Origin of the sequence: Salibacterium qingdaonense, assembly GCF_900114715.1 — a bacterium.
Lineage (GTDB): Bacteria > Bacillota > Bacilli > Bacillales > Marinococcaceae > Salibacterium > Salibacterium qingdaonense.
This window is the reverse complement of the sequence record NZ_FOTY01000016.1, coordinates 22,664-41,708: the sequence shown is the minus strand read 5'-3', so window position 1 is coordinate 41,708 and position 19,045 is coordinate 22,664. Positions and strand designations below refer to the sequence as shown.

The window sequence follows — 19,045 nt, the reverse complement described above, 5'->3', positions numbered from 1 at the left end:
TGACACTTGACAAAACGAGCCACTCTATATTCTAGCGGAGAAGCAGGAAAAAAAAAAGGAATCATTTATGATTGTCACGCTTTCTCAACACCCCTGCTACATTCATGACATGTTTCAGGCTCTTTTTAATCTGGGCATAGTCCATATCCGCTACCGGTTTCCTGGCGATAATGATATAATCCCTGCCCACCTCAATCTGACTATCGATATCCCGGAGCACTTCCCGAAGCAGCCGCTTAATTCTGTTTCTTGTTACAGCATTGCCCATTTTCCTGCTTACAGTCAGCCCTGTCCGGTAATAGTCATTCCTGCTGTTATCCATGACATAAATAACAAACTGGCGGTTGGCAGATGACCTCCCTTTTTCAAAAATACGGCTGAATTCGTGATTCTTTTTAATCCGATATGCCTTTTTCACCCGGTACTCCTCCATTTGTTTCTACGGTATGTATCTGAAAACCGCCGCAAAAAGCCAGGCTGCCTTTTTACAGCGGAGATATTTGACAAAAAAACAAAAGATTTTTATTTCCGAAAAAAGACCACTGTGGAATCAGTGGTCTTAAGCGGAAATAACTTTTCTTCCTTTGCGGCGGCGGTTCTTAAGGACCTGCCGTCCTTTTTTCGTACTCATCCGTTCCCGGAATCCATGTACTTTTTTACGTTTCCGATTGTTTGGCGAAAATGTAGGCTTTCCCATTTTATTTGTACACCTCCTTCGAGGAATATCTCAATTAAGGACATTCCCGTAAATTATATAGAGGAACGGTTTTCGTTGTCAACCTTTCATTCCATGCCGGGCTCTTTCTTCAGAAACCCCTGTCGTATATCTTCTCTGAGACTGTGGACAAGTTCGAAAAGGGAACAGTATAGCTGTAGACAATGTTATCTACAAGTTGCACACATAATCTAGTGGTGTGGATAAATTCTGTACACAAGGTATTGATGCTGTGGATAACCTTTTGGAAAGGCGTTGTCACTGGTTTTTATTTTTGGTATGATAAATATGTTTTTACTCTGGATAAGTGAAAAAAGGGTGCTTATTATCCACATGTGTGCATAAGTGTGTGGATAATAATTCACACCTCGTGGATGCATTTATCCACAATGATGTGCATGCTGTGAACAGGCTGTTTTCCTACCATAATATTGTTACTTGAAAACTGTCCACAGTGCTCTTACAGGGGAGACAGTGTTGTTCCCCTGCCAAATACACAACATACATGTGTTATCAAAAAAGGCTTCCATCCGCGCACACCTAGAGTTGGAGGCCTTTCTTTGCCCTTTATCCCGGCAGCAGCCACAAAAAAGGAGGGACGTACATATTGGAGAATATTACAGATCTATGGAATCAAACACTCTCGGTCATTCAAAAAAAAGTCAGTAAACCAAGTTATGAAACATGGTTGAAATCAACGAAAGCAGCAGAAATTCAAGAAGATATGATTATAGTCACCGCTCCAAACGAATTCGCCAGAGACTGGCTGGAAAACCGTTACTCCAGACTGATTTCCGATACTCTGCAGGATATAACCGGAGCAGAGCTTCAAGTGAAATTCGTTATCCCGGACAGCGGGGAGGAAAATCATTTTTCGGTGGAAGACGAAATGAAAAAAATGCCGGCTCCGGCAGAGAGTCAGCAGGATGAGATTCCTAAAAGTATGCTGAACGACAAGTACTCATTTAATACCTTTGTCATCGGGTCAGGAAACCGGTTTGCCCATGCTGCTTCTCTTGCGGTAGCTGAAGCCCCTGCCAAAGCCTACAACCCGCTCTTCATTTACGGCGGGGTCGGACTTGGAAAAACACATTTGATGCATGCCATCGGCCATTATGTGATTGATCATAACCCTGACGCACGGGTTGTCTATCTTTCCTCTGAAAAATTCACCAATGAATTCATTAACTCCATCCGTGACAACAAAGCAGTTAACTTCCGTAACAAATACCGCAGTGTGGACGTGCTTTTAATTGATGATATACAGTTTCTGGCCGGAAAAGAACAAACACAGGAAGAATTCTTTCATACGTTTAATGCCCTGCATGAAGAAAGCAAACAGATCGTCATCTCCAGCGACCGGCCGCCTAAGGAAATTCCAACGCTTGAAGATAGGCTGCGCTCACGCTTTGAATGGGGCTTAATCACAGATATCACGCCGCCTGACCTTGAAACAAGAATTGCTATCCTCCGCAAAAAAGCAAAAGCGGAAAAACTAGATATTCCAAACGAGGTTATGCTGTACATTGCCAACCAGATTGATACAAACATCCGCGAACTGGAGGGGGCTCTTATAAGAGTCGTTGCATACTCCTCTTTGATTAATCAGGATATGAACGCAGATCTTGCAGCTGAAGCGTTAAAAGACATTATACCGAACGCCAAACCTAAAAAAGTCAGCATCGCCGACATTCAAAAAACGACAGCCGAACAGTTCAGCGTCCAACTCCAGGAGCTGAAAGCAAAAAAACGTACAAAAACCATTGCTTTTGCAAGGCAGGTCGCTATGTATTTATCCAGGGAGATGACCGAAGCTTCTCTTCCAAAAATCGGAGAAGAGTTTGGCGGAAGGGATCATACGACGGTTATTCACGCTCATGAAAAGATAGCTTCCATGATGGACACAGATACAGAACTGCAAAAAACCGTCCAGGAAGTTATCGACAAGATACAAACATGATGTGCAAAACCTCCTGAAGTTGTACACAGTTTTTCCACATGTGTACAACCCCGGATTTCCGGGCATATCCTGCATTATCCACAGAATACACAACACCTACGGCTATTACGGCTGTATTTATTAATAAATATAATATATAAGGGAGATGTCGTATGCATTTTGTTATTCACCGGGAAACCTTCGTGCAAAGCGTGCAGCATGTGAACAAAGCTGTCTCTACAAGAACGACAATTCCTATTTTGACAGGAATTAAGATAGATGCATCCCAAGAAGGCGTTACATTGACAGGAAGTGATTCTGATATTTCCATCGAATCATTTATTCCGAAAACGGATGAAGAAAATGACTATATCGATATGAAAGAAACAGGGAGCATTGTACTTCAGGCGCGTTTTTTCGCCGATATCGTCAAAAAACTGCCTGGAGAGGAAATTGAACTGCTCGTTCAGGATCAATTTGCGACAACGCTGCGTTCAGGATCCGTCGTGTTTAACTTGAATGGTCTGGATCCAGAAGAGTATCCGCGTCTTCCAAATCTTGAAGAAAACCAAACGTTTACACTCCCGCAAAATCTCTTGAAAGACATGATACGACAGACTGTATTTGCAGTGTCCACTCAGGAAACACGCCCCGTGTTAACAGGTGTAAACCTCGAAAACGAACAGGATCAATTGACCTGTACTGCAACAGACAGTCATCGTCTTGCAATGAGAAAGGCGGCAATTGAGTCGGAAGGAGATCCGCTTGATATATCCAACGTTGTTATTCCAGGGAAAAGTATGAGCGAGCTTAGGCAGATTCTTGAGGATACGGATGAAAGAGTAGAAATTGTCGTTACAGAAAGCCAGGTTTTGTTTAAATTCCGGCATCTGTTATTTTTCTCAAGGCTGCTGGATGGGAAATATCCGGTAACCAGTAATATGATTCCAGACCATTCCAAGACGACGATGGAGATTCCAACAAAAGATCTGCTGCATTCACTGGAGCGGGCACTGCTTCTTTCCAAAGAGGCAAAAAACAATGTGATTAACTTTAAAACACTGGAAGGGCAGGATATCGAAATTAGTTCTGTCTCGGCTGAAGTGGGAAAAGTAACAGAAAGAATAACGTGTCATTCTGTAGAAGGGGAGGAACTCCGGATTTCATTTAACGGAAAGAACATTATGGATGCATTGAAAGTCATTGACAGTGAAGCCGTGCATATTATGTTCACCGGGGCTATGAGTCCTTTCGTTATTCGTCCGTCTGACCATGACCGGATGCTGCATCTGTTTTCTCCCGTACGAACCTACTGAACAGCCTGAATTTTTCTGAGAAGGGAAACGGATGTTTCTCTTCTTTTTTTACTACTTGGCGTTATCGTTATAGTTTAGTAAAATAGGGAATGAAACCTTATATCGTTCGTAGTTACAGTTTGATTAAACAGCGAATCTGAAAGACGAAGAAGAGACGTCGCCGGATGCAGGAGGAGAAAAGATGCACCAGACAGTCACGATTGAAACCGAATATATTACATTGGGGCAGCTGCTTCAGGAGGCCGGAGTTATTGATTCCGGCGGGATGGCAAAATTATTTCTGGCCGACTTTGAAGTGTTTGTAAATGATGAACCGGAACAAAGACGGGGACGGAAATTGTACCACGAAGACGAAATCGATATTGAAGAAGTGGGAAAGATAACCATTTCTTCCAATCGTTCGTAGAGGGATAGCGTGCATATAAAAAAACTCCGCCTGAAGCAGTTCCGCAACTACGCGGACGTCACGTTGAACGTGGAAGATAAAGTGAACGTTATCCTCGGCGAGAATGCCCAGGGAAAAACCAATGCCATGGAGGCCGTTTATGTTCTGGCATTTGCCAAGTCCCACCGCACGTCAAAGGACAGGGAACTGATTCAGTGGGAACAGGATTTTGCCAGAATTGAAGCGGAGCTTGAAAAGAACACCGGTCCATTATCTCTTGAAGTCATTGTTTCCGGAAAAGGAAAGAAAACCAAAATCAATGGACTGGAACAGCAGAAATTAAGCGGATACGTCGGCACATGCAATGTCGTGATGTTTGCGCCGGAAGATTTAAACCTTGTGAAGGGCGGCCCCTCCATGCGGCGGCGTTTTATAGATATGGAAATCGGCCAGATCAGCCCTGTTTACCTTCATGATCTGATGTTGTATCAACGGATTTTGAGGCAGCGGAACCAGCTTCTTAAGAATATGTTTCCCGTTCCAGACCAGGAACAGGAAACGATGTTGGATGTGCTCACTGAACAGCTTTCCCAGGCGGGAGCTAAGGTGATCAGCAGACGGTTTTCCTTTTTGCACCTGCTTCAGGAGTGGGCAGGGGAGATTCACGGCAGAATTACAAAGAACCAGGAAGAGCTGAAGGTCGAATACGCTCCCACCACTGAGGTATCAGAAGACATGAACTTGTCGAAGATAGAAGAGCATGTCCGAAAAAAATTCGAAGAGAACCGCCAGAATGAGATCCGCCGTGGTCTGTCACTAAGCGGCCCTCACCGGGATGAGCTTATGATGCGTATCAACGGGCGCGATGTGCAGACTTACGGATCTCAGGGGCAGCAGCGTACTGCCGCCTTATCTCTCAAATTGGCGGAGATAGAACTCATACACGATAATATCGGGGAATACCCGATATTATTATTGGATGACGTTCTTTCCGAGCTGGACCATAACAGGCAGTCCCACCTTCTCCATACGATTCAGGGGAAGGTACAGACATTTGTGACAACGACCAGCGTGGACGGTATTGAACACGAAACGTTAAAACAGGCTTCGACATTTACTGCCGAAGCCGGAACACTGAGACAGATGAAATGAGGTGGATCGGATGTTTATTCATTTAGGCGGAGATAAGGTGATCCGGTCGAAAGACGTTATAACGATAGTCGATCAGGATACCCATGATTCCTCCAGCATAACCCAGCAGTTTTTATCCTCCCGGGCTGAAGAGGATGTGGAACGTATTTCATCAGAACAGACGAAATCGGTCGTTGTAACGACAGAAAAAATATATTTGTCTCCTATTTCCACCCTGACACTGAAACGGCGGGCCCAGGCCATTTCGGAATACGAAGACTACACCGAAGATCAGGAAAATACAACGCAGACCTGATATACACAACAGCTGAAATAGATGAACAGAACACACCGGACGTACAGAAAACTTGGAACTCGTGATGGAAGCGAAGGTGAATAAATTGTCAGTAGATCAATATTCGTACGATGAAAGTCAGATACAGGTACTGGAAGGTCTTGAAGCGGTAAGAAAACGTCCGGGAATGTATATCGGCACGACCAGCAGCCGCGGACTGCACCACCTCGTTTGGGAAATCATCGACAACAGCATTGATGAAGCCATGGGCGGATACTGTGACCACATATTTGTCACAGTCGAAAAAGATAACAGTGTCACCGTGCAGGATAACGGCCGCGGAATCCCCGTCGGTATCCAGGAGAAGATGGGAAGACCCGCAGTGGAAGTTATCATGACGATTCTACATGCCGGCGGAAAATTCGGAGGCGGGGGCTATAAAGTCTCCGGAGGACTGCACGGGGTGGGCGCTTCGGTCGTGAACGCCCTGTCTGAAATGCTGGAAGTGGAAATCCACCGTGACGGTGAAATTTATTATCAGAATTATGAACGCGGTGTTCCAAAGCAGGAAGTACAGACGATCGGAACGACCGATAAACATGGAACAAAAATTCATTTCAGGCCGGATGAGCGCATTTTTGACGAAAGCATTGAATTTGAATATGATATTCTTTCCACGCGTCTTCGGGAACTTGCTTTTCTTAACAAAGGGCTTCGTATCACATTCAACGACAAGCGTGATGAACAGGTGGAGGAAGTAGAGTATTACTACGAAGGCGGCATTGCTTCGTTTGTGGAGTACCTGAACCGCCAGAAAGAAGCACTCCATGATGAGCCGGTATTTATCGAAGGGGAAAAAGACGAGGTACAGGTGGAAATTGCTTTTCAGTATAATACAAGTTTCACAAGCAACTTGTACTCGTTCGCCAATAATATCAACACTCATGAAGGCGGGACGCACGAATCCGGTTTTAAAACAGGATTAACCCGTGTGATCAATGATTATGCAAGAAAGTATAATTTATTCAATGAAAATGATCCGAATTTGATCGGCGACGATGTCCGGGAGGGACTGACTGCCATTATCTCAGCAAAAATACCGGATCCACAGTTTGAAGGTCAGACAAAAACCAAGCTTGGTAACAGTGATGTGCGTACTGTTACAGATTCCTTATTTTCCGAGCATTTCTCCAGATTCATGTCGGAAAACCCGGAAACAGCAAAACAGATTGTGGAAAAAGGGTTGATGGCTTCAAGAGCCAGAGATGCTGCGAAGAAGGCAAGAGAATTAACACGCCGCAAAAATGCGCTGGAAGTGAGTTCGCTGCCGGGAAAACTGGCGGACTGCTCTTCAAGCGACGCATCCATCAGCGAAATCTACATTGTAGAGGGAGACTCCGCAGGCGGTTCTGCCAAACAGGGAAGAGACCGGCATTTTCAGGCGATTCTACCGCTTCGGGGCAAAATTATCAACGTAGAGAAGGCGCGGCTGGATAAGATTCTGGCCAACAATGAAATCCGTTCTATCATTACAGCACTTGGTACGGGGATCGGAGACGAGTTCGACATTTCCAAGGCTCGTTATCACCGGATTATTATTATGACGGACGCGGACGTGGACGGCGCTCATATCCGTACGCTGCTGCTGACGTTTTTCTACCGCTATATGAGACCGCTGATTGAAAGTGGATATATTTATATCGCTCAGCCGCCTTTATACAAAATCACACAAGGGAAAACGGTCCGTTATGCCTATGTAGAAAACGAGCTGGAACAGGTTCTTGCAGGACTGCCGGAGCAGCCGAAGCCGGGATATCAGCGCTATAAGGGACTGGGCGAAATGAATCCGTCCCAGCTCTGGGAGACGACGATGAATCCGGAGGCAAGGTCTGTCCTGCAGGTCCAGCTTGAAGATGCAATGAAAGCGGATGAAATCTTTGAAACATTGATGGGAGACCGGGTGGAACCAAGACGGGATTTCATTCAGGAAAACGCCCACTATGTAGAAAACCTGGATGTATAGCGGGCCGTTTCACCTGGATAAAAGGGATGCTGTTTCTTCTGTCCCTTTCGCTGCATGATGGGGACGGATTAGAATTGGGAGGTTTAAGGTATGGCAGATCAAGATGAATCAAATGTAACGGAAATAAATATAGGCCAGGAAATGCGCACCTCATTTCTGGATTATGCGATGAGTGTTATCGTAAGCCGGGCACTTCCGGATGTGCGGGACGGCATGAAGCCGGTGCACCGCCGTATTCTTTTTGCGATGAATGAGCTCGGTATGACACCGGACAAACCATATCGTAAATCAGCGCGTATTGTTGGGGACGTGATTGGTAAGTACCATCCCCACGGCGATTCGGCCGTTTATGAAACGATGGTGCGGATGGCGCAGGATTTCAGCTACCGCAATATGCTGGTGGACGGTCACGGCAACTTTGGTTCCGTTGACGGAGATGCCGCGGCAGCCATGCGTTATACGGAAGCGAAAATGTCCAAAATTTCGCTTGAAATGGTACGCGACATCAACAAAGATACGATTGACTATCAGGATAACTATGACGGTAATGAACAAGAACCGATTGTCCTTCCTTCCCGATTCCCGAACCTGCTGGTTAACGGTGCGGCAGGAATTGCTGTAGGAATGGCGACTAACATTCCGCCTCATCAACTGGGTGAAGTGATTGATGGAGTGCTTGCTCTCAGCAGAGATCCCGAAATGACAGTTCCTGACTTAATGGAATATATTCCGGGACCTGACTTTCCCACCGCTGCTTCGATTGTGGGCAGATCCGGCATCAGGCGCGCCTATCAGACAGGACGCGGTTCTATTACCATCCGCGCTAATGCGTATATTGAAGAATACGCAAGTGGTAAAGAAGCTATTATCGTAGATCAGCTTCCTTACCAGGTTAATAAAGCCCGGTTGATAGAAAAGATTGCAGAGCTTGTTCGTGACAAGAAAATCGAAGGCATCACCGATCTGCGTGATGAATCCGACCGCAACGGGATGCGTGTAGTCATCGAAGTGAAAAAGGATGCTAATGCCAATGTTCTGCTGAATAATCTATACAAACAGACAGCACTTCAGACCAGTTACGGCATCAATATGCTGGCTTTGGTTGATGGACGTCCGCAGGTGCTCAACCTGAAGCAGTGCCTCAGTCATTATCTGGAGCACCAGAAAGTGGTTATCAAGCGCCGTACTGCTTTTGAACTGAAAAAAGCGGAAGCGAGAGCCCATATTCTGGAAGGTCTGCGTGTTGCTCTGGATCATCTTGATGCTGTGATCGATTTGATACGAAACTCTCAGACAACCGACATCGCAAGAAACGGTCTAATGGAGCAGTATTCTCTGACACACGAACAGGCCCAGGCGATTCTTGAAATGCGTCTTCAACGTCTGACAGGGCTGGAACGGGATAAAATCGAACAGGAATACAGCGATTTGATGGATCGGATCAGGGAGCTTCGGGAAATCCTTGCCAGTGAAGAACGGGTTCTTGAAATCATCCGGGAAGAACTGAATGAGGTGAAGGACAAGTATAATGACGAGCGCCGGACGCTCATTACTGCCGGCGAAAATCAAATCGAAGACGAAGACCTGATTCCACGTCAGAACGTGGTTATTACAATCTCCCACCACGGTTATCTTAAGCGGATGCCGATAGATACTTACCGCAGTCAGCGTCGTGGAGGCCGTGGTGTTCAGGGGATGGGAACAAATGACGACGACTTTGTTGAACATCTGTTTACAACCAGTTCGCATCAGACGATTTTGTTTTTCACAAACAAAGGGAAAGTATATCGTCTGAAAGCTTACGAAATTCCAGAGCTGCAGCGGACAGCTAAAGGGATACCGGTTATTAATCTGCTTCAGGTGGAGAAAAACGAATACATCAGTACCGTTATTCCGGTGGAGGCTTTTTCGGATGATGCCTATTTGTTCTTTTTGACAAAACAGGGCATTGCCAAACGTACAAAGCTTTCCGCCTACTCCAATATACGTAAAGGCGGCCTGTTTGCGATCAATATCAAAGAAGATGATGAATTGTACGGGGTGCGTCTGACACACGGAGATGAACATATCATCGTCGGAACGAAAAACGGAACAGCCATTCACTTTAACGAAGAAGATGTCCGTTTTATGGGCCGTTCCGCAACCGGGGTGAAAGCTATTTCACTCACGGCCGGGGATGAGGTTGTAGGTATGGATATGACCTCGGAAGGAAAAGAAGTACTGATAGTTACCGACAAAGGCTTTGGCAAACGCACGCCGATCAGTGATTTCAAAGTGCAGCATCGTGGCGGAAAAGGGATTAAGGCCTGCAATTTAACAGAACGGAATGGATCCATTGTTTCTATGCGCTGTATTTCTGATGATCACGATATTATGATTATGACTGTCCATGGCGTTCTCATCCGGATGGAAGCGCGCGAAATTTCCAGACTCGGCCGCTATGCCCAGGGAGTGACACTTATTCGTCTTTCTGAAGGGGAAGTAGTTTCAACTGTAGCGCCTGTGGAAACGCCGGAAAATGAACTTGAGATGGAAGAAAGCAGCGGAGAGCTTCCTGAGAATGAAAGGGAAGAAATCGAGACACCTTCCGAGGTGGAAAACGAGGAAGAACTTGATGACACACCGCCGGAAGACTAAAGAATCAAGATGCATATAAAGGGCCGCCAATCGAGCAGCCGGAGGGGGAAAAGGCATGAAAGTGAAGCGGCAGTATCTGAAGGAAGGCTGTATTCTGAGAGAAGACATATTTGCGGTTACGTCCCGACCTCTCATCAGAAAAAAGACCGTTCTGCATCAGGAACACCTGGATGTACTGGACGCCTTCATGGTTACACACGTTCATGTGAAGAATAAACTGAATGACGGCACTCCCTTTACGCCGGCTGAGATGGAAGAGGAAGAAGATGAATACAGGGGGCAAACACAACAGGCGCCTGAAACGTTTCTGGATGTTTATTTAAACGCCGTTCAGACTTATAAAGACCTGTTTCAAAAGTGGACAGGGGGCGCCCGCGTTGAAATGGAAAAGATCCGCGCCCTCCTTGCACCCCCGGCGGAAAAACTGTTTGAATCCCCTCATCAGATTTTTTCTTTGCACCATTACAGCACAAAAGAGGAATATTTGTACCATCACGCTGTATCTACGGCTCTTTTATCCATGTTTCTGGCTAAAAGAATGGGCCTTTCCAATAAGGAACGGCTGCAGGCGGGGATTGCGGGTGCTATGTGTGATGCCGGCATGGCAAGGATCCCCGGGGGAATTCTGCAGAAGAAGGGCCATTTAACAGAATGGGAATATGAGCAGGTGAAAAATCATCCGTATTATTCGTATCAAATGGTAAAAGAAACAAAAGCAGTAAACACTCAGGTCCTTCTCAGTGTTCTGCAGCATCATGAACGGGAAGATGGAAGCGGCTATCCCCTTCAGATGAAGTCAGAAAGTATTCATACATTAAGTAAAATCGTAAGTACGGCCGATGTTTATCATGCCATGACAAGTGAACATTCTTACCGGAAAAAAAGATCGCCGTATAAAGTCATTGATGAAATGTACCGGGAAGAGTTTGGAAGACTGGATCCGCAGGTTCTTCAGTTATTGTCGGGGGCCCTTATTACATTTTCCATCGGAAGCAATGTCAGATTGAGTAATGGGGACACTGCCACCATCATTTACATTGATGAAAAATCTCCGGCTGAACCGATGGTCCGTTCCGACACGCATCAGGATATTATGCAGCTGGAGGGCAATAAGGGACCGTTTATTGAAGAGATTCTCCAGAGCTGAAAAATCCCGTGAACTGCCGGGGCACTTCAGCCAGCACCCATTCCAGGTAAAAATGAATGAAGGCGTAATCTTCGCCCTGCCGCTGCGTGCAGAGGTCACCCCACCATTCCCCTTCGTACCGGCAGAGCATACTTAACTCGTACAACAAAAGGTAATGAACGCAAAGCGGCGCCATCTTGGCGGTATCCAATAAAGAAGGCGGCATGTAATAGTTGCTTCCCCGCTGTACAAGCTGGGAATGGACATTGTCAGGAAGTCGTTTTATCGAAAAAAGAACAGAATCAGCTGTTCTTTTTTTTATACCTTCCACCTCAATACCAAGTTGTTCAAGCTGCTTTTGAATCAAGGAGATTGACTGCTCTTTTGCAGGAGAGACATGTTCCACCGTAAGATTGGCACAAGCCGGCTGCACGCGCGGAAGTGCTTTTTCCCCGTAAACATCAAGATACAAATGAACCATGGTATCCCATTTGAAAAAAAGGTGGTTAATTTTCCATTTCTCCCCTGCTGAATGTTTCACGTGAAACATTCGTGACGAAAAATGCGGAAAGAACCCCTGTTTTTGTATCTTCACTTCATCTTCCATAAACGTAAATTGTTTTCTCTTCTTTTTTCTCGTCGTCACCCCGTGGGCAAGCATATCAGCCGCCGCCGGATAATGAGGATCTTCGGTAAGGAGAATACCTTTTAGAAGATGAGTGAGACCGTAAAAAAGCAGAAGAGGACGTGTTAAAAGTGATGACTGTGCTCCTTCTGTCCAGTACGTGCGTCCCAAAAGCCACTCATAGTGAAATGCAGGTGTATTACGATAGCTCCACTGAAGGGCATCATGGGTGGAGGCACTGCGGGCGAGATATTCCTTTTCGAGCTTTCGCTGCAGCACATTCTGTGCTTCATACGGGGCATAATAAGAGAAATAATTGTGCAAATCATTCTGCTTCATCGTCAGCACCTTTCTGTTCGTTGAATAAATCAGAAAGTTTAAACTTATTCATAATTCTCGTTATCAGGCACAAAACATGATAAGATATTAGAAAATCTCAGAGTTGGTTTTTAGCATGCGCTGTTTACAGGCTGGTTATGAATCATCCTTCTTTCGTAAGCAGGAGAACAAAAACGATGCAGAAAGGTGGAGTGTTACAATGCGTGAAGATAAGTTTGCCAAAGAGGGGTTAACGTTTGATGATGTCCTTATGATGCCGGACCGGTCGGATATTCATCCACGTGATGTGTCGCTGAAGACAACACTGTCTGATAAACTGAATCTTAATATACCGATTGTCAGCGCCGGAATGGATACTGTTACGGAAGCGCCGCTGGCAATAGCTATTGCCCGGGAAGGCGGACTCGGTGTTATTCATAAAAACATGTCCATTGAAGAGCAGGCAGAAATGGTGGATCAGGTGAAACGCTCGGAAAGCGGCGTTATTACAGATCCTTTCTTTTTAACGCCTGAACGGAAAGTGTACGATGCGGAGTACCTGATGGGAAAATACCGGATCTCGGGCGTTCCAATTGTGAATGAAAAACAGAAGCTGGTCGGTATTCTCACTAATCGGGATCTTCGTTTCATTGAGGATTATTCCATCGAGATCAGGGACGTTATGACCAGCTCCAATCTCGTTACAGCACCGGTAGGAACAACGCTTGAAGAAGCCGAGAAAATAATGCAGAAGCATCGTATCGAAAAGCTTCCTCTGCTTGATAGTGATGAGATACTGCGGGGACTTATTACCATCAAAGATATCGAGAAAGTTATTGAATTTCCGCAGTCGGCAAAAGATAAACAGGGAAGACTGCTTGCCGGCGCTGCTGTTGGTGTGACAGGGGATGCGATGATTCGTATTGATACACTCGTGAAGGCAGAAGTGGACGCGATTGTGCTTGATACGGCACACGGACACTCAAAAGGTGTGCTGGATAAACTTAAAGAAATCCGGGATACCTATCCGGATGTAACCATTATCGCCGGTAATGTGGCAACACCGGAAGGAACCCGTGAACTTATTGAAGCCGGTGCGGATGTAGTAAAAGTAGGGATCGGACCTGGATCCATCTGTACGACCAGAGTAGTGGCAGGTGTCGGCGTTCCACAGATCACCGCCGTCTTTGACTGCGCGGAAGAAGCTGCCCGGCACGATGTCCCTATTATTGCCGACGGAGGCATTAAATTTTCGGGGGATATTGTCAAAGCACTTGCGGCAGGAGGTCACGCTGTGATGCTCGGCAGTATGCTGGCCGGAGTGAAAGAAAGTCCTGGAGATACAGAAATTTATCAGGGCAGACAGTTCAAGGTTTACCGCGGCATGGGGTCGATGGGGGCCATGGAACAGGGCAGCAAAGACCGTTATTTCCAGGAAAACAATCAGAAACTGGTCCCTGAAGGCATTGAAGGGCGTATTCCTTATAAAGGACCGTTGACAGATACCGTTCATCAGCTGCTTGGAGGTATCCGCGCTGGTATGGGATACTGCGGCAGTGAAGATCTGCTTGATCTGCGTGAAAATGCCCGGTTCACCAGAATTACAAATGCCGGACTCCGGGAAAGCCACCCCCACGATGTCCAGGTAACGAAAGAAGCTCCGAATTACAGTTTATAGGATGGCCGTCCCCCGGAGAGAAAGCAGGGTATTTCTTTTCTCTCCGGGGGATTTCATATTTCCCGGGAAATAATGAACCTGTATTTTTGGGACCGGAGCAATCTATTTTTTTGACTGTTCGTGTGATAAAATATCCTTTGTGTAAGTAGAGCGTGGAGGTGCAGGAGATTGAAGAAGAAAAGTATACTAACTATGATTGCGGCAGTACCGCTGACTGCCGGTTTATTATTCCAGACAGAAACAGATGTACAGGCAGTGGAACCCGATCTTGCAGCAGAATCGGCAATACTTGTGGATGCTGATTCAGGTCAGGTTCTTTACAGCAATAAAGCCGATCTTATTCTTCCCCCGGCCAGTATGACAAAAATGATGACTGAGTACCTTGTTAATGAAGCTGTAGCAAAGGGAGAAACATCCTGGGACGCTGAAGTGAATGTAACGAGCAAAGCAGAGGAAATTTCCCAGAATAATGCCTTATCGAATGTACCGCTTAGAGCGAATCGTACATATACCGTTCAGGAATTGTATGAAGCGATGGCTATATATTCCGCAAACGGCGCAACCATTGCTTTAGCCGAGCATGTTGCAGGGACCGAGTCCGATTTTGTAGACATGATGAATGAACGAGCTGGAGAACTGGGAATGAAAGATTATGAATTTGTGAACTCAACAGGACTGAACAATGCTTCCATGGATGGACTCCACCCGGAAGGTACCGAGCCGGACACCGAGAATATGATGTCGGCCCGGGCATCGGCAAAGCTCGCTTATCATTTGCTGAATGAGTACCCGGATGTTTTGGATACGGCGGGCATCACGGAAAAAACATTCCGTGAGAATGGCGCAAATACCTCCATGGATAACTGGAACTGGATGCTCCCCGGCAGTATGTACGGGAGTCTGGATTATGAAGGAGTCGATGGACTGAAAACAGGATACACAGAGATGGCGGGCAATGCCTTCACAGGCACAGTAGAACAAAACGGCACCCGGTTCATTTCAGTAGTTATGCGAACCGATTCCCAGACAGCCCGTTTTGAAGAAACTGCCAAATTGTATGACTACGGATTTGACAACCTCTCTGAGACAGAAGTAGTTCAGGAAGGGCAGTCTTTTGAAGACGCGTCATCCTTTCCGGTTGTAAACGGAAAGGATGACGCCGTATCCGCTTCTGCCGGAAGCAGCCTGTCTCTCCTTCTGGAAGACGGAGATGCTGAAAACATAAATACATCAGTCAACATTAATCAGGATGTGCTGAATGAAAACGGGGAACTGGAAGCACCGGTTGAAAAGGGTACAGAAATCGGAACCATCACGCTGAGCGGAGAAGGAGCACCGCAGTCTCTCTCCGGTGTGAATGAAACATCACAGGAAGTACCGCTTGTTCTCGATGAAGGAGTTGAAAAAGCCGGCTGGTTCGCTCTTACGATGCGGAGTGTGGGCGGGTTCTTCGGAAGTATGTGGAACAGCGCCTCAAGTTTTGTACAGGGACTGTTATAGGGCCTGGGTGTTTATTCGCATAGGTGGTAGTGTTATAATAAATGATACCATCACGTCTTGTTCTTGATACACGATACGGAACGAAACGATATAACGAAGGACCAGGAGGAATGGAAGATGGCAGATAGAGGGACAGACAGAGTAAAACGAGGAATGGCGGAAATGCAGAAAGGCGGCGTCATCATGGACGTCGTGAACGCTGAACAGGCAAAAATCGCGGAAGAGGCCGGAGCTGTAGCGGTGATGGCATTGGAGCGTGTACCTGCTGATATCCGTGCAGCCGGCGGTGTGGCACGTATGGCCGACCCGACGATTGTTGAAGAAGTGATGAGTGCTGTATCCATTCCGGTCATGGCAAAAGCAAGAATTGGACACATCGCGGAAGCCAGGGTGCTTGAATCACTGGGCGCGGATTATATCGATGAAAGCGAAGTGCTCACACCGGCGGATGAAGTATATCACCTCGATAAGAGCGAATATACCGTTCCATTTGTGTGTGGGGCGCGTAATCTGGGAGAGGCACTCCGCCGTGTAGGCGAAGGGGCTTCCATGCTGCGCACCAAAGGGGAACCAGGTACAGGTAATATCGTAGAAGCGGTCCGTCACATGCGGATGGTACAATCCGAGTTAAATAAAGTCGCCGGCATGTCCAAAGATGAACTGATGACAGAAGCGAAAAACCTGGGAGCTCCTTATGAACTGCTTCTGGGTATAAAAGAAACAGGAAAGCTTCCTGTAGTAAACTTCGCAGCCGGTGGTATTGCAACGCCTGCTGATGCTGCACTGATGATGCAGCTCGGCGCGGACGGTGTTTTTGTGGGATCGGGTATATTTAAGTCCGAACATCCGGATAAGTACGCGAAAGCAGTAGTGGAAGCAACCACTCATTATCAGGATTATGAATTGATTGCCCGGCTTTCCAGAGGACTTGGTACAGCCATGCAGGGACTGGAAATGTCCACGCTTGACCCGTCGGAGCGTATGCAGGACCGCAGCTGGTAAAAGGAGGTGCGGCATATGCTGAAAATCGGTGTGCTTGCTCTTCAGGGGGCCGTGCAGGAACATATAAAAAGCCTGCAGGCTCCTGATGTGGAAACCGTTATTGTAAAGCGTACGGATCAGCTGGAGGCACTGGACGGCCTTGTTTTTCCCGGCGGTGAAAGCACTACGATGAGGCGTCTCGTCAATAAGTACGGGTTTTATGAACCGCTTCGTGCGTTCGCTGCTGCCGGGAAACCCATATTTGGCACCTGCGCCGGTCTCATTCTGATGGCCGACCGTATCGCGCAGGAACCGCAAGGGCACCTGCAGCTGATGGATATGAACGTGCAGCGCAACGCTTTTGGACGTCAGCGCGAAAGTTTTGAAACGACACTCGTTGTCAAAGATGTAGCCGAAGATATTGAAGCGGTGTTTATCCGTGCGCCGCTCATCTCCAGCACCGGAGATGATGTGGAGGTTCTCTCGTCATTTAATGGGGAAATCGTGGCAGCGCGGCAGAACCATCTGCTTGCCTGCTCCTTTCATCCCGAACTGACGGACGACACACGGTTTCATCAATATTTTGTACAGATGGTGAGGGAATCTAAAGAAACGGCTCCGGAACACACCGCTGTAACGTAACACAAAGATGCGTTTGTTCATCATAGGAATGTTTATCTATCGGAAAAATCAAGGACGGGCAATAGTATCGGCATTTCTGACACGCAGAGAGCTGGTGGCCGCTGTGAACCAGCTGCAGAATGATCGAAAATCCTGCCCGGAGTGAAAAAAAGAACACGGCATCCCGTCAGTATTTTTTTCCGGTTCATCCACGTTACTGGGTGCAAAGAGGCAGTATGAATGCTGCAATTTGGGTGGCAACGCGGGTCTCAACTCCCGTCCCTTTTTACATCAAAGGGGCGGGAGTTTTTCTCGTTGGATTCCATCACCATAACAGAAGATAATCAGCAGAAAATGAAGGAGGATAAATATGCTTGATGTAAAAGAACTGCGGCATAATTTTGAGGAAGTCAAAAGCCAGCTGGCTAAGCGGGGGGAAGATATCGCGGATCTGGATACTTTCCAGGACCTTGATGAAAAGAGACGGGACTACATTCAAAAAACCGAAGAGTTAAAGCAAAAACGAAATGAGGTCTCCCAGCAGGTGGCTGAACTGAAACGCGAGAAAAAAGACGCTGATCACTTGATTCAGGAGACGAAGGAAGTTTCTTCGCGCATTAAAGAGTTGGATGAAGCGTTGAAAGAAATTGAACAGCAGCTGGAAGATTTAATGCTCCGTATCCCCAATATTCCTCATGAAAGCGTACCTTACGGGATGGACGAGTCTGATAACGAAGAAATACGTAGCTGGGGGGACAAACCTTCCTTCGATTTTGAAACAAAAGCACACTGGGATCTGGCAGCCGACCTTGGCATGATGGATTTTGAACGCGCTTCGAAAGTAACCGGCAGCCGGTTTGTTTTCTATAAAGGGGCCGGAGCGAGGCTCGAGCGTGCACTGATTAACTACATGATGGACATGCACGAAGCAGAGCACGGCTACGAAGAAATTATGCCGCCGTATATGGTGAACCGGGACAGCATGACCGGCACAGGCCAGCTTCCGAAGTTCGAAGAAGACGCGTTTAAAATCAGGGAAGAAGATTACTTCTTGATTCCAACAGCGGAAGTACCGGTTACGAATCTGCACCGGGATGAAATTCTGGACGTGGAAAACCTTCCGCTTCTTTATGCCGCATACAGTGCCTGCTTTCGGTCGGAAGCGGGGTCAGCTGGACGCGATACGCGTGGTTTAATCCGGCAGCATCAATTCAATAAAGTGGAATTGGTCCGGTTTGCACTGCCAGAGCAGTCGTATGAGGATCTCGAGACGCTGACCGGTCAGGCCGAAAAAGTACTGCAGCGCCTGGAACTGCCTTATCGTGTGATGAACATGTGCAGCGGAGATCTTGGTTTCACCGCCGCCAAGAAATATGATATTGAAGTATGGCTTCCAAGTTATGAAGACTACAAAGAGATTTCCTCCTGCAGTAACTTTGAAGACTTTCAGGCGCGCCGGGCCAACATCCGCTTTAAGCGGGATAAAAAAGCAAAAACCGAATTTGTTCACACGCTGAATGGTTCCGGTCTTGCGGTCGGCCGTACCGTTGCTGCCATTATGGAAAATTATCAGCAGGAAGACGGGTCCATCAAGATCCCGGACGTACTGCGCGGTTACATGGGTAATAAATCTTATATTTCAAAGTAAACAACAGAAAGGGGACCGGCTGTTTATGCCAGCCGGTCCGATCTGTATGTATTCGCATTATTCGAACAAATGGAGCGGAAGCCTTGCAAGCGTGGTTGTATTTTTTT

General features: G+C 46.8%; 16 protein-coding genes and 1 other annotated feature. Of the genes, 13 read left to right on the top strand and 3 right to left on the bottom strand.

Features of this window, described 5'->3' with window-relative positions:
* Positions 1–61 precede the first annotated feature (61 nt).
* Both rnpA and rpmH read right to left on the bottom strand, forming a co-directional pair.
* Positions 62–418 (bottom strand): ribonuclease P protein component, encoded by a 357-nt coding sequence (rnpA, locus tag BM058_RS12190; RefSeq protein ID WP_090927329.1) that lies wholly within the window; start codon positions 416–418, stop codon positions 62–64.
* Between the two features lie 141 nt (positions 419–559).
* Positions 560–697, bottom strand: coding sequence for a 50S ribosomal protein L34 (gene rpmH, locus BM058_RS12185; protein ID WP_090927328.1), 138 nt, complete (start codon positions 695–697; stop codon positions 560–562).
* A 625-nt stretch (positions 698–1,322) separates the two neighbouring features.
* On the opposite strand from rpmH, the gene dnaA reads away from it, so the two are divergent.
* The 8 genes from dnaA (at position 1,323) to BM058_RS12145 (ending at position 11,588) form a co-directional block, all read left to right on the top strand.
* The gene (gene dnaA / locus BM058_RS12180; protein ID WP_090927327.1) at positions 1,323–2,675 is read left to right on the top strand and encodes a chromosomal replication initiator protein DnaA; all 1,353 of its coding nucleotides are present in this window, start codon (positions 1,323–1,325) and stop codon (positions 2,673–2,675) included.
* A gap of 152 nt (positions 2,676–2,827) precedes the next feature.
* Positions 2,828–3,970, top strand: coding sequence for a DNA polymerase III subunit beta (dnaN, locus tag BM058_RS12175; protein ID WP_090927326.1), 1,143 nt, complete (start codon positions 2,828–2,830; stop codon positions 3,968–3,970).
* 181 nt (positions 3,971–4,151) lie between these two features.
* On the top strand, positions 4,152–4,376 hold the full coding sequence (yaaA, locus tag BM058_RS12170; protein ID WP_090927325.1) for a S4 domain-containing protein YaaA: 225 nt from the start codon (positions 4,152–4,154) through the stop codon (positions 4,374–4,376).
* Positions 4,377–4,385: 9 nt separating this feature from the next.
* Positions 4,386–5,507 carry a DNA replication/repair protein RecF gene (gene recF, locus BM058_RS12165; RefSeq protein ID WP_090927324.1) on the top strand — a complete coding sequence of 374 codons (1,122 nt, stop codon included), beginning with the start codon at positions 4,386–4,388 and terminating at the stop codon, positions 5,505–5,507.
* 10 nt (positions 5,508–5,517) lie between these two features.
* A complete protein-coding gene (gene remB, locus BM058_RS12160; protein WP_090927323.1) occupies positions 5,518–5,802 on the top strand; it encodes an extracellular matrix regulator RemB in 285 nt (94 codons plus the stop codon).
* 85 nt (positions 5,803–5,887) lie between these two features.
* On the top strand, positions 5,888–7,804 hold the full coding sequence (gene gyrB / locus BM058_RS12155; protein WP_245736975.1) for a DNA topoisomerase (ATP-hydrolyzing) subunit B: 1,917 nt from the start codon (positions 5,888–5,890) through the stop codon (positions 7,802–7,804).
* A gap of 90 nt (positions 7,805–7,894) precedes the next feature.
* Positions 7,895–10,441: a DNA gyrase subunit A gene (gene gyrA, locus BM058_RS12150; RefSeq protein WP_090927322.1), complete on the top strand. Its 2,547-nt coding sequence runs from the start codon at positions 7,895–7,897 to the stop codon at positions 10,439–10,441.
* 55 nt (positions 10,442–10,496) lie between these two features.
* Positions 10,497–11,588, top strand: a complete 1,092-nt coding sequence (locus tag BM058_RS12145; protein ID WP_090927321.1) for an HD-GYP domain-containing protein — start codon at positions 10,497–10,499, stop codon at positions 11,586–11,588.
* Here BM058_RS12145 and BM058_RS12140 read toward each other — a convergent pair.
* Positions 11,563–12,531, bottom strand: coding sequence for a YaaC family protein (locus BM058_RS12140; protein WP_090927320.1), 969 nt, complete (start codon positions 12,529–12,531; stop codon positions 11,563–11,565). The genes BM058_RS12145 and BM058_RS12140 overlap by 26 nt on opposite strands.
* Positions 12,532–12,730: 199 nt before the next feature.
* Here BM058_RS12140 and guaB point away from each other — a divergent pair, with 199 nt between their 5' ends.
* The 5 genes from guaB (at position 12,731) to serS (ending at position 18,938) form a co-directional block, all read left to right on the top strand.
* Positions 12,731–14,188, top strand: coding sequence for an IMP dehydrogenase (gene guaB / locus BM058_RS12135; RefSeq protein ID WP_090927319.1), 1,458 nt, complete (start codon positions 12,731–12,733; stop codon positions 14,186–14,188).
* Between the two features lie 168 nt (positions 14,189–14,356).
* Positions 14,357–15,688 (top strand): D-alanyl-D-alanine carboxypeptidase family protein, encoded by a 1,332-nt coding sequence (locus tag BM058_RS12130; RefSeq protein ID WP_245736971.1) that lies wholly within the window; start codon positions 14,357–14,359, stop codon positions 15,686–15,688.
* Positions 15,689–15,805: 117 nt separating this feature from the next.
* On the top strand, positions 15,806–16,690 hold the full coding sequence (gene pdxS / locus BM058_RS12125; protein ID WP_090927317.1) for a pyridoxal 5'-phosphate synthase lyase subunit PdxS: 885 nt from the start codon (positions 15,806–15,808) through the stop codon (positions 16,688–16,690).
* 15 nt (positions 16,691–16,705) lie between these two features.
* The gene (pdxT, locus tag BM058_RS12120; protein ID WP_090927316.1) at positions 16,706–17,311 is read left to right on the top strand and encodes a pyridoxal 5'-phosphate synthase glutaminase subunit PdxT; all 606 of its coding nucleotides are present in this window, start codon (positions 16,706–16,708) and stop codon (positions 17,309–17,311) included.
* A 42-nt stretch (positions 17,312–17,353) separates the two neighbouring features.
* Positions 17,354–17,577 (top strand) — a binding site (T-box leader).
* A gap of 83 nt (positions 17,578–17,660) precedes the next feature.
* A complete protein-coding gene (gene serS, locus BM058_RS12115) occupies positions 17,661–18,938 on the top strand; it encodes a serine--tRNA ligase (RefSeq protein WP_090927315.1) in 1,278 nt (425 codons plus the stop codon).
* Positions 18,939–19,045 lie beyond the last annotated feature (107 nt).

What these genes read in the sequence shown, in the direction of transcription:
- serS (WP_090927315.1), top strand. Translation starts at nt 17,661, where the DNA reads ATGCTTGATGTAAAAGAACTGCGGCATAATTTTGAGGAAGTCAAAAGC.
- rpmH (WP_090927328.1), bottom strand. Translation starts at nt 697, where the DNA reads ATGGGAAAGCCTACATTTTCGCCAAACAATCGGAAACGTAAAAAAGTA.
- gyrA (WP_090927322.1), top strand. Translation starts at nt 7,895, where the DNA reads ATGGCAGATCAAGATGAATCAAATGTAACGGAAATAAATATAGGCCAG.
- guaB (WP_090927319.1), top strand. Translation starts at nt 12,731, where the DNA reads ATGCGTGAAGATAAGTTTGCCAAAGAGGGGTTAACGTTTGATGATGTC.
- pdxT (WP_090927316.1), top strand. Translation starts at nt 16,706, where the DNA reads ATGCTGAAAATCGGTGTGCTTGCTCTTCAGGGGGCCGTGCAGGAACAT.
- pdxS (WP_090927317.1), top strand. Translation starts at nt 15,806, where the DNA reads ATGGCAGATAGAGGGACAGACAGAGTAAAACGAGGAATGGCGGAAATG.
- yaaA (WP_090927325.1), top strand. Translation starts at nt 4,152, where the DNA reads ATGCACCAGACAGTCACGATTGAAACCGAATATATTACATTGGGGCAG.
- remB (WP_090927323.1), top strand. Translation starts at nt 5,518, where the DNA reads ATGTTTATTCATTTAGGCGGAGATAAGGTGATCCGGTCGAAAGACGTT.
- dnaN (WP_090927326.1), top strand. Translation starts at nt 2,828, where the DNA reads ATGCATTTTGTTATTCACCGGGAAACCTTCGTGCAAAGCGTGCAGCAT.
- BM058_RS12145 (WP_090927321.1), top strand. Translation starts at nt 10,497, where the DNA reads ATGAAAGTGAAGCGGCAGTATCTGAAGGAAGGCTGTATTCTGAGAGAA.
- BM058_RS12140 (WP_090927320.1), bottom strand. Translation starts at nt 12,531, where the DNA reads ATGAAGCAGAATGATTTGCACAATTATTTCTCTTATTATGCCCCGTAT.